The organism is Streptomyces sp. AC627_RSS907, assembly GCF_019049165.1.
This window is the reverse complement of sequence record NZ_JAGMUE010000260.1, coordinates 1-556: the sequence shown is the minus strand read 5'-3', so window position 1 is coordinate 556 and position 556 is coordinate 1. Positions and strand designations below refer to the sequence as shown.

Genomic DNA, 556 nt, shown 5'->3' with positions numbered 1-556 from the left:
TAGGCAGCGTGCCGCTGCCCTCGCGGCCGGCGGGGCCGGTGAGCTTCACGTAACCGTTCGCGGCGAGCGTCTTGGCGGCGGGGCGGCGGGCGAGGACGACCAGCGGCGAGTAGAAGGGGCGCAGCGGCGAGCCCTGCACGCGGTGCGCGCGGCCCAGCGCGTCGGCGGGCGCGGCGCTGCCGGGGAAGGCGAAGTCCGCGCCCTTGAGGTCCATGTCCTTCATGTCCCAGGACCCCGAGGACTCGGTCTCCACGGCGAAGCCCTGGTCGGCGAGGGCGTCGAGCACCTCGGGATCGTTGAGGAAATCGGCCTTCTCCGACCCGATGACGCCGCGTACCGTCGTCGTGCCGCTCGCCTCGGAGTCGTCCCGGCCCAGGACGACCGCCGTGATGACGCCGCCGATGAGGGCGAACGCCAACACGATGCCGAGGATGCGTTTCACACGCCTCACTCCCCCCGTGGCACCGCCGTGGTGGCGGTGCGTGTGTCAGGGGTGCAGCATCGCTCCGGAAACCCACATTCCGGGCGGCGTCCGGTGAATGGGGGGTGAAGGCGG

The 556-nt window shown here is 72.3% G+C and carries 1 pseudogene; it reads right to left on the bottom strand.

The features are described from left to right. Positions 1–442, bottom strand: a pseudogene (locus KUM32_RS33175) (hypothetical protein); the annotation flags it as partial. Positions 443–556 lie beyond the last annotated feature (114 nt).